This window comes from Chloroflexota bacterium (assembly GCA_018648225.1).
Lineage (GTDB): Bacteria > Chloroflexota > Anaerolineae > Anaerolineales > UBA11858 > NIOZ-UU35.
In genome coordinates, this window is the sequence record JABGRQ010000168.1 from 1 (window position 1) to 9,756 (window position 9,756).

At 56.9% G+C, this 9,756-nt stretch carries 6 protein-coding genes; all 6 read right to left on the reverse strand.

Annotated elements, in window-relative coordinates; translation table 11 throughout:
* Positions 1-104 precede the first annotated feature (104 nt).
* On the reverse strand, positions 105-1,598 hold the full coding sequence (locus HN413_15565) for a LysM peptidoglycan-binding domain-containing protein (GenBank protein ID MBT3391816.1): 1,494 nt from the start codon (positions 1,596-1,598) through the stop codon (positions 105-107).
* A gap of 10 nt (positions 1,599-1,608) precedes the next feature.
* Complete coding sequence (locus tag HN413_15570) at positions 1,609-2,967, reverse strand: hypothetical protein (GenBank protein ID MBT3391817.1); 1,359 nt, start codon at positions 2,965-2,967, stop codon at positions 1,609-1,611.
* Positions 2,968-3,100: 133 nt separating this feature from the next.
* Positions 3,101-4,492 carry a hypothetical protein gene (locus HN413_15575; protein MBT3391818.1) on the reverse strand — a complete coding sequence of 464 codons (1,392 nt, stop codon included), beginning with the start codon at positions 4,490-4,492 and terminating at the stop codon, positions 3,101-3,103.
* Between the two features lie 285 nt (positions 4,493-4,777).
* Positions 4,778-6,304: a LysM peptidoglycan-binding domain-containing protein gene (locus HN413_15580; GenBank protein ID MBT3391819.1), complete on the reverse strand. Its 1,527-nt coding sequence runs from the start codon at positions 6,302-6,304 to the stop codon at positions 4,778-4,780.
* Between the two features lie 323 nt (positions 6,305-6,627).
* Positions 6,628-9,171 carry a phenylalanine--tRNA ligase subunit beta gene (locus HN413_15585; protein MBT3391820.1) on the reverse strand — a complete coding sequence of 848 codons (2,544 nt, stop codon included), beginning with the start codon at positions 9,169-9,171 and terminating at the stop codon, positions 6,628-6,630.
* Positions 9,172-9,297: 126 nt separating this feature from the next.
* On the reverse strand, positions 9,298-9,645 hold the full coding sequence (locus tag HN413_15590; GenBank protein ID MBT3391821.1) for a hypothetical protein: 348 nt from the start codon (positions 9,643-9,645) through the stop codon (positions 9,298-9,300).
* Positions 9,646-9,756: the final 111 nt, after the last annotated feature.

Genomic DNA, 9,756 nt, shown 5'->3' on the forward strand with positions numbered 1-9,756 from the left:
CCAGGGCAGGCCTGTCCCTTCCCTGCTACCGGTTATCAACTGAACGAATACTATTCCGCCCCAAATTTTAGTTTTTTGAACGTGGAAAGCCCTCAGACCCGTCCCTACTCACCCTCTTCCAGCTTTTCGGCGGTGATAAAACTCTGATGCGCGGCGTTGACGCTGGCCGTCACCGTTTGCGAGAAGCGCGTCAGCGTCCCCGCGTAGGGCTTATACCCATTGTGGGCTATCCAGCCATCCAAATTGAAGGCCAGCGTTCCCTCCGCTGTGATCCACTCGCCGTTGTATTTGCGTGCAATGTGGATGTGCGTGCCAGTGCTGGTCCCCCCCTCGCAAGAAGGGTGCCCTATCGGCGCGCCCTGCGCAACAACGGTTCCTTCTGCCGGGCGGTCGCGCGCCGCAATATGCAAATAGAAAACCACCCAGCCGGTGCGCGTATCGCCGTCGCCATCCAGATCAAGCTCGACAACCCCTGTATCGGTGCGTGCTACCACCCCATCGGCTACCGCGGTAGCCCACTCGTCCGAGTTGACACAACCGGTTGCCACGCTGGGGGGGGCAAAATCAATCGCCGCAAAGGGCTGTCCGGTGCCCCAGCCGGTGTGTGGCCCGCCGGTATAGGCCCAGGTTTTGCCGCGCTCAAAGGGCAATACCATCGTCGGTTGTAGCAAACTCCCCGGAATATGTGTCTGTTCATTCGCCCACGGATCGCCAAACAAATCCCGATAGGCTTGGGCAATTCCTTCAGGGCCAGTATCGTGCTGATATTCGAGTCCGTCGTGCTTCAATGAAAAATAATATTGGAAAGCTACACTGGCTGCCGTTTGCCAGGGATCAGGGTGCTCAATCGTGCCATCCAGTAAATTAAGTGTTATCAGCCGTCCGCTGCGCCAACTATAATAGCCGTGGTTGAGTTGATTGGCCGCCCACACCAATTGTAGATACAACCCGCGATGGCTGCGGCTTTCGTGTCCCAATGGATAACGCGTATCCAGATGCTGCGGCAAGCTTGCATTGGTTAGCGCGCCGGTCTGATATTCTAGCAGTGCCAGCAACACGCGGGGGCTGACGCTGAAATTCAGCGCCACATAATCCACGATCTCCGCGCCCGTGCGATTGGCTCCGGCGGCATAATCGCGATACTCGCGCAGCCAACCGGGTTGTTCGTCTACAAAGGCGGCTGTATCAAAATTGATTTGTGCTGGGCCGTTGATAAACAGGCTGTCGGGCAAAATCTGGAATGGCGACCCCCATAGAGCGCGATAATAAATCGGCATTTGCATCGGCATCCCTGGTGGCAGCGTCGTCGCATCAGGCGGGATAATCGGATTGGCCTCACGGATTTCTTCCACACTGGTGTTGAAGCGGTTCGCCAGCACGGGCAGCGTATCGCCAGAGATGACGGTATAGTCTACCAATTCGCCGGGGTTGTATTTGGGACGCTGGGGGATGGGCGTGGCCGAGAGTTGGAATTCTGGCGCGCTGGCAGGCGTGCCCAGCGAGATGGGCGGCGCGGACTCCGGTTGAGGCAGGCAGCCGGAAAGGAATAGGGCAGCCAGCCCCAGGGTTAGCAGAAAGTGTGTTCGCAGGCGTAACATTAGTTAGTGGTCACTGGTCTTCCCGCGTGATGCGCGAAACCGCCGAGCCAAACTGGTGTGCGGTTACGGTTTCATCGTCGCGGGTCAGAGTGCCGAGATAAGCTTCGTCGCCATTGTGAGCGGTCCAGCCATCGAGTACGAAGGGAATTGGCCCATCGGCAGGAATCCAGACGCCGTTGTATTTACGCACAATGTGCATGTGGGTTCCTGTGGCGCGCCCGCCCTCGCAGGAGGGGTTGCCCACGAAATCACCGGCATGTAAATAGGTGCCTACGGGGACGCGCTCATCGGTGCCGATATGCAGATACATCACATTCCAGCCGGTTTGCTCGTGGCCGTCGCCATCCAAATCCTGGATGACGATGCCGAACTCCGAGCGCACGATCAGGCCATCGGCCACGGCAACCACCCACTCGCCGGAAGGTTCGCAGCCGCTGACACTCATGCGCGGGGCAAAATCGAGGGCGGCGAGCGGGCCATTTTTCTCGAAAGCGGGATGTGGCCCGCCGGTGTAGGCCCAGGTTTCGCCTGGCTCAAAGGGCAAGGTTAATGCCGGTTGTTGTAGTCCCTCGGGTAGCAGATCACCCACGGCGGCGGCCCGCGCCCAGGGATCGCCGAACAACTCGGTGTAGAGTCCGCCGAATCCGGCTAAAGTTTGCGCGTGGTTGTCTGCATCCACCAACTGAGAAAAAAAGTACATCACCGCGGCGCTGCCGGAATTGGTATCGGCGGGCAAGGGCAAAATTCTGCCATCGGGAAATGAGAGTTGACGAAGTGTGCCGTCGCTGCGGCCATAAAAACCATCCGAGAGTGCGTGTGCCGCCCAGATGAGCTGGCCGTACAGGTCTTGACGGTAGTATTCGGCCGCGCCCATGGCGGCCTGGTAATTTTCGGGGTCGGCAGGCTGGCCGAGCAGCGCGCCGCTCTGATATTCGAGCAAGGCCAACAGCAGGCGCGGGTTGAGCGAATTTTCGAGCGCCACGCGTTGGATGACCTCCGCGGCGCTTGTCCAGCCGGTGATCATCAGGTATTGGCGATACTCGTTCAAAAAACCGCCGGTTTTGGCAAGGTAAGCTTCAATGTCAAAATCAAGCGTGGTGGGCGAATAGACCACGGCGGCATTAGGCAGAATCAAATGCGCTGGGCGGATGGTGGGTTCAGGGGTGAAGGTAAGTGTGGGAGTCTGCGTAGCCGTGGGCGCGGGTGTGGCGCTAGGGGGAACAGGCGTATGCGTGGAAATGCGTGTAGCCGTTGGGGATGGGGCTTCAATGGCCGCCGGGGTGCAGGCGCCAAATATTAGCACGATGAACATGAATGTGGAAAAACGAGAGATCATGGCGATATTGTATCTCATTTGCTTTCTAGCCATCACCCCCTGGCTTCTCTCCAGATTCCGAAACAAGGTGCCAATTCTAACCGCGGAGAGCGCAAAGAATGCAGCGTTTTGTTAACTATTTTCATTTCTCTGCGCACTCTGCGGTTCAGAGAGATGTAAAAGGTTGTTACTCTTCCAACATAATTACACTCACGCCGGAGCCGTATTGGCTGGCGGTGATGGTATCATCATTTTGAGTGAGCGTGCCTTTATAGGGTTCCCCCGCAGAGTGGGCAGCCCAGCCGCTGAGTGTGAAGGGAATCGGGCCGTCGGCGGCGATCCACTCGCCGTTATATTTGCGCGCAATATGGACATGCGTCCCGGTAGCGTGCCCCCCCTCACAAGAGGGATGTCCGAGTAAATCCCCGGCTTTGACGACGCGGTTCGATCCGGTACGCCCCTCGGTGGCGATGTGCAAGTAGATCATCACCCACCCGGTTTGTTCAAAGCCGTCGCCATCCAGATCGAGTACCACGATGCCGCGCTCTGCGCGGGTGACAATGCCATCCCCCACCGCCGTGACCCAGGCATCCGAGCGGACGCAGCCGCTCACCGAGGTGGCCGGGGCAAAGTCAATCGCGGCCCATGAGCCATCTTTCTCCCAGGCGCCATGCGGGCCGCCGGTATAGCTCCAGGTGCGCTCAGGGATGAAGGGTAATTCCAGTTCGGGCTGCTCAATGTCGGGCGGAAAGAGCGGCTCAACCACCTGGGCGCGCATCCACGGGCTGCCAAACATTTGCTCGTAAATCGCGGGCAGGCCGGTTTTGGAATCCAGTGCGGCCAGCCAGGTCTTACTGTCGTAAATTTGGGCGAAGTAATATTGCAGGGCGGCAGTTCCGGCGTTGAGATCGGGAGCCAGATGCGCAACCACGCCATCTGTGAAGGTGATCTCGCTCAGGCGGCCCTCGCGCCAGCCGTAATAGCCGATAGAGAGTTGATTAACGGCCCATTTGAGTTGATCGGCCAGACCGCGGTCATTGTAGATGATATGCCCCAGGGGGTATTCTTCTCCAGTCTGGGTAGCCGGTTGACCGAAGACCCAGCCGCTTTGAAATTCGAGCAGCGCCAGTAGCAAGCGCGGGTTGATGGAGTTATCGAGGGCAGTTTTGTATACAATTTCCGCTCCGCTGACTTCACCGTTACTGCCAAAATAATCGTGTGCGTTCTGCAAATACCCCCCGGCATCATTCACATATTGAATTGTGTCGAAGTCAATCGCCGAGAGGGTGTATACAATTTCGCTATCCGGGAGCAAGTGCGCCGATGAGGTGGTATTGGTGAAACGCTGCGGAATGATGAGCAGTTGGTTGGGGTTGATGAAGCCCCAGGCGGGCAGTGTGGTAGTCGATTCGATTTCATCGGGGCGCACGCCAAAGCGCACGGACAGCGCAGCGAGCGTGTCTCCGGCCTGGGTGTAGTATAGCAGCGGGCCGTCGGGCTTGGCGGGGATTGGCGTCTCGGTGGGGATGGGGGTTGCCATTGCCGCAGCTTCTGGGGTTGGGCTGCCGGGTTCAATCATCGCGGAGGCTTCACTCTCAGGGGGCGTTTCGCTTGGGAGGAGTGTATTCTCCGCAGTTGGGGCGGCGGCCATTTCATATTCGGAAGGGGCAACAAAAGCGGGGGATTTCTGCGCGGGGAAATTGCAGCCTGCAAGAAGTGAGATGACAAGAAAAACTACAAGACTCCTACCACAAAGACACAAAGATACAGAGTTTTTATGTTTTTCTTCGTGTCGCCTGTACCTTTTAGGGTATCCTGCCTTTTTGGCGAAAAAATTACTCCAAGAATTTAACTGTCTCATAACTTACCGTCGAATGAGATTTTCGGGTATGAAGCCGTTTTCGGCCACAATGCTTTGGTCACCTTTGACCAGCAGACCGTTGTAACTATCGCCTGCGCCCTGGCTGATCCACCCGTCGATATTGAAGGGAATATTCTGATCGGCCGGAATCCACTCGCCATTATACCGCCGAGCAATGTGGACATGCGTTCCGGTGGAGATACCCCCTTCGCACGATGGATGCCCAACGCGCTCCCCGGTTTGCAAGGTTGTTCCCACGGCCACGCGATCACGTGTCTCGATGTGCATATACAAAATTGTCCAGCCGGTTTGCTCAGCTCCGTCACCGTCCAGGTCTTGTACTACAGCTCCATTTTCGGCGCGCACGATCATGCCGCTGTTCATTGCCGTAACCCAGGCCTCGCTGGTTGAACAGCCAAGTGGCTCCCCATAGGGGGCAAAATCTAGCGCTGCCCATGCAGAACCATCCCCCCAGCCGCCGTGGGGTCCGCCGGTAAAGGCCCAGTCCACCCCAGTTTCAAAGGGCCAGGCCAGGGATGGCTGGACCAACCCGGGGGTCAGCAGCGGTTCTATCGCATAATCAAAGGGATAGCCAAATAGATTCTGGAAAGTATTGAAGATGCCATCCGAGTTTACATTGCGTTCCCAAATTTCTTGCGCGTAAAGTTTCGAGAAAAAATATTGCACCGCGGCGGTTCCGGCGTTGATGGTTGGGTCCACTGGGATAATAGCGCCATCGGGCAGCGACCAGCTTGCAATGGCGTTGGCCCGCCACAGGTAATAGCCGCGGTTGAGTTCATTGGCGGCCCAGGCCAGTTGCTTATATAGCCCTTGCCGATTGGCGTCTTCCCAGCCCAGTGGGTACATTAACGTGTAGGTCTGCGGATTCGGATTCGTCACCCAGTTGCTCTGATATTCGAGTACGGCCAGCAAAATGCGCGGGTTGACGGAATAATCTTGCGAAATGCGCTGCACGATCTGGAAGCCGTTCAACATCACGCCATCAACTTCTTCTTCGTGGCGCACCAGATAGCCGTTTTTCTGGTAGACAAAATCGGGCACATCAAAATAGGCCGTCATTGGCCCGGCAACGAGTTCTGAATCGGGGATGATCTTGAAAGCTGAGCCCGTGGCGATGGTTTCGGGGGCGGGGATGTTTAATACCTGCCCGACTTCGAGCACATTGATATCGGCGATATTATTAGCCTCGGCGATGGCGGGGATGCCTACCCCGAATTGGTCGGAAATTTGACCCAGTGTGTCGCCGGGTTTCACAGCATATTGATCGGCATCGGTGCGCAAGCCAGGGATGGGATGGGGGGCATCGGGCGTGGGAGTCAGCACTGCGGAACCCGGTGGACGCGCTGTGGTGAGAGGGCTGCCGACTTCAACCGCGGCGGTTTCCTGCTTGCTCGATCCGGGGGCTACCACCCATGGGGACGCGTCGTCAGCCTCCCAGGTGCGCGTACAGGCGCTGGCAAAGAGTGTCAGCAACAGGAAAATAAGTGTGTAGCGGAGTTGTTTTGGCATGTGTAGGGGGCGAAACGGTTCTTCATTCCAGGCCACTGAGATTTGACCCAATTACGTTCAGCCTGATGTATTCGTTATAAAATCTCGGAGGTCTTTAGTCATCCGATGGCATTCTACCCCGAAGTTGGAGCATAGGGCAAGTTTCTTGTTGCCAGATTCGTGCCAGAGAAGACCCCCACCCCCAATATTGGGGGTGGGGAATTTACGCAAAAAAGGTTGCACTGAACAAAGCACCTTGTTCAGTGCAACCTTTTTTGCGAGTTTCCCCCTTTTCTCCCCGTTGGGGAGAGAAGGGGGCCAGGGGGATGAGAGGGGAAGGGTCTTTACCCCCGTAACTGCGCCCCAAGCTCGCGCTCCAGGCGTTTAACAATTTTATTGCGCAACTTGGTCGCGTCTTTATCGGTGAGGGTTCGCTCAGGGTCTTGATACGTCAGGCTGTAGGCCAGGGATTTTTTGCCCGCGCCAATTTGATCGCCGCGGTAGATGTCGAACAGGCGCACGTTGGTGAGCGTTTCGCCGCCGGTCTGTCGGATGAGCGCTTCGATATGGGCCGCGGGTAGGGCATCGTCCACGATCAGGGCGATGTCTTCGAGCATGGGCGGCTGCTGCGGGATGGATGTGACCTTGAACAGCGTAGGCACCACCGCAGAGAGGGCGGCCATATCAAACTCGGCGGCCAGCAGCGGGGTTTCGAGCAGATCATAGTTCCCCTGCACCAGCGGGTGCAACTCACCCATCACGCCGATACGCTGTTCACCAGCCAAAATCTCGGCACATTTACCGGGGTGGAAGCTGGGATGCGCGCCAATTTCGTAGTGCAAATTTTCAATGTGCAGGCCGTGCAGGGCGTGTTCGATGACGCCTTTCAGGTCGAAGAAATTCATTGGGGTAGAATCGGCGTCGTTCCAATCGGGGAGGGCGCGCGGGCCGCTGAGGGCCAGCACCAGTTTGTGCGCCTCGTCGGGCAGGTCTTGCCCTTCTTTGGGCAAAAAGACCGGGTTGATCTCGAAGATTGCCAGCCGCGGGCGGATGCGAGCGTTGCGCTCGGCAATCTCCAGCACGGAGGCCAGCAGGCTGTGACGCAGCACCGAACGTTCGGGTGAGATGGGGTTGCTCAGACGGAAGTAGGCGCGTTCATCGGCGGGCGCGTCGTCGGGCAGGGTGCGCTGCTCGCGCTCCGGGGAGGTCAGGCGGTGGGTGATGACCTCCTGCAGGCCAAGACTCACCAACATATCTCGCAGCCCCTCCTCGATTTCAAGCTTGCGATTCCCTCTTTGGGGTGGCAAATCATCGGACATGCGCGTTTCTGGAATGCGGTCATAGCCATATACGCGCGCGACTTCTTCCATCAAATCGGCCTTGCCAATCACGCCGGTTTCGATATCGAGCCGATGGGAGGGTGTGGTGACGGCTATCTGCTGCCCGCTGACTTCGCAGGTGAACGCCAGGTTTTCCAGAATGTTCACAATTTCATCTAGGCTCAACTCGATGCCCAGCCAGCGGTGCACGTCGGCGGCCTGGATTTCTACGGTGGGATCGGCGGGGGGTAAAGGATAATTATCGACCAGACCTTCGGCGATGGAGCCACCGCCCCAGGTGTGCATCAGATCGAGGCCGCGCAGAACGCCTTGCGGAGCCAGTTCGGGGTGGACACCACGAGAGAAGCGATAAGCTGCCTCCGAGGGCAGGTTCTGCGCCATAACGGTGCGCCGCGTGTTGATGATATTCCAGGCCGCGCCCTCGAGCAGCACGCGCGTGGTTTCGGCGGTGACTTCGGATTCAAGGCCGCCCATCACGCCAGCCAGGGCCAGCGCCCCGCTCTGGTCGCAGACCAGCACGGTGAAAGCGTCGAGTTCGCGTTCGGTATCATCCAGCGTGACCAGTTTTTCGCCAGCTTCAGCGGAACGGGTGATGATGGTGGGGATTTCGGCTCCGGCAGAATTGGCGCGTTTTACGAGCACATCGTAGTCGAAAGCGTGCAGCGGTTCGCCAACTTCCAACATGGCATAGTTGGTGGCATCGACGATATTGCTGATGGCGCGTATTCCGCACAGGCGCAGGCGTAATTGCACTTTGTAGGGGCTGGATTTGATCTCGATATTTTCGATCAGTCCGAGGGTGAAGCGCGGGTTGAGGACGGGTTTGGTGATTTTAATTTTTGCGAATACATCGCGGGGAGCGTCTTGCGTCTGGCGTCCGACGTCGGACGTTTTCAACGCCTTCCCCGTAATCGCGGCAACCTCACGCGCTACACCGATAATATTGGCATCGCGCGCCATGTTGGGTGTGATGGCGATGTCAAAAACGATGTCGCCGAGGTAATCGACTAGCGGCGCGCCGGTAGGCGCATCGTCATCGAGGATGATGATGCCTTCATGTTCTTCCGAGATGCCCAATTCGCGCTCCGAGCAAGCCATCGAGTACGATTCCACGCCGCGGATTTTCTTGCGCTTGAGGGTGGTGGGCTGGTTGCCGGGTTCGTAGGCGTTGATAATGGTCGCCCCCTCGCGGGCGTAGGCCACTTTAAGGGGTGTTTCGAGTGCACCTTTGCCCTTGTAGCCGTACAAATTAGGCGCGCCGGTCAGCACGGTGTGAATCTGTTCGCCGTCATCGAGTTTGCACAATACCAGCTTGTTGGCGTCGGGGTGTGGCATCACTTCGAGCACAGCACCCACCACGATTTTGTCCGATTCCCAGGCGAAGCCAGAAATTTTGGCTTGCCGGGGTTGGTCATCACTGGGTTGGGGGTAGCCCACATAGCGAATTTCTTCCACTTCCAACCCGGCCAGAGTCATGCGTTGGGCCAGTTCTTCAACGGGGAGATCAATATCAACATATTCTTTAAGCCAGGATAAGGGTGTTTTCATAATCTAGTCCGGTAGTTCGGTAGTTTGGTGGTCAAGTAGTCTGGCAATCAAAAGAGATTTCACCACAAAGACACTAAGAAGAAATTTGTAATTCTTTGTGCCTTCGTGGCTTCGTGGTAAATTTTCCTAATCGTGTTTTTCCATCGCGTCAATTACTTTTTGCAGTTCGTCGTTCAGCGTGCGCAGTACCTTGGAGATTTCGGCACGCGCTTTGATTTCAACTTCTCCGCTTTCGACACGCGTCTTAAACTCATGAGCTTCTTCTTTGAGCCGTTGACCGGTTTCGCCGGTGTTGAAATCTGTGACCGCCTCGGAGGCACTTTTACTCAACTCTTCCAGGCCGGTTTTAATATCATCGCGCAGGCGTTGGGCTTCTTCGCTTTGCCAGGCGCCTTGCAGCATATTTTTCAGGTTTTCGCCCAGTTCGCGGAATTCATCGGCGATGTCGGGGCGGGGATTGGTGTTTTCAGTCATAGCACAACTCCATAATGATGTGTGGAATAGCTCACCACGAAGACGCAAAGTCACTAAGCTGGACTTTATCCAATTGGGAGCTTTCAAGTTGAATAACACACGGCTTCAAAC

What these genes read in the sequence shown, in the direction of transcription:
- HN413_15565 (MBT3391816.1), bottom strand. Translation starts at nt 1,598, where the DNA reads ATGTTACGCCTGCGAACACACTTTCTGCTAACCCTGGGGCTGGCTGCC.
- HN413_15570 (MBT3391817.1), bottom strand. Translation starts at nt 2,967, where the DNA reads ATGGCTAGAAAGCAAATGAGATACAATATCGCCATGATCTCTCGTTTT.
- HN413_15575 (MBT3391818.1), bottom strand. Translation starts at nt 4,492, where the DNA reads ATGATTGAACCCGGCAGCCCAACCCCAGAAGCTGCGGCAATGGCAACC.
- HN413_15580 (MBT3391819.1), bottom strand. Translation starts at nt 6,304, where the DNA reads ATGCCAAAACAACTCCGCTACACACTTATTTTCCTGTTGCTGACACTC.
- HN413_15585 (MBT3391820.1), bottom strand. Translation starts at nt 9,171, where the DNA reads ATGAAAACACCCTTATCCTGGCTTAAAGAATATGTTGATATTGATCTC.
- HN413_15590 (MBT3391821.1), bottom strand. Translation starts at nt 9,645, where the DNA reads ATGACTGAAAACACCAATCCCCGCCCCGACATCGCCGATGAATTCCGC.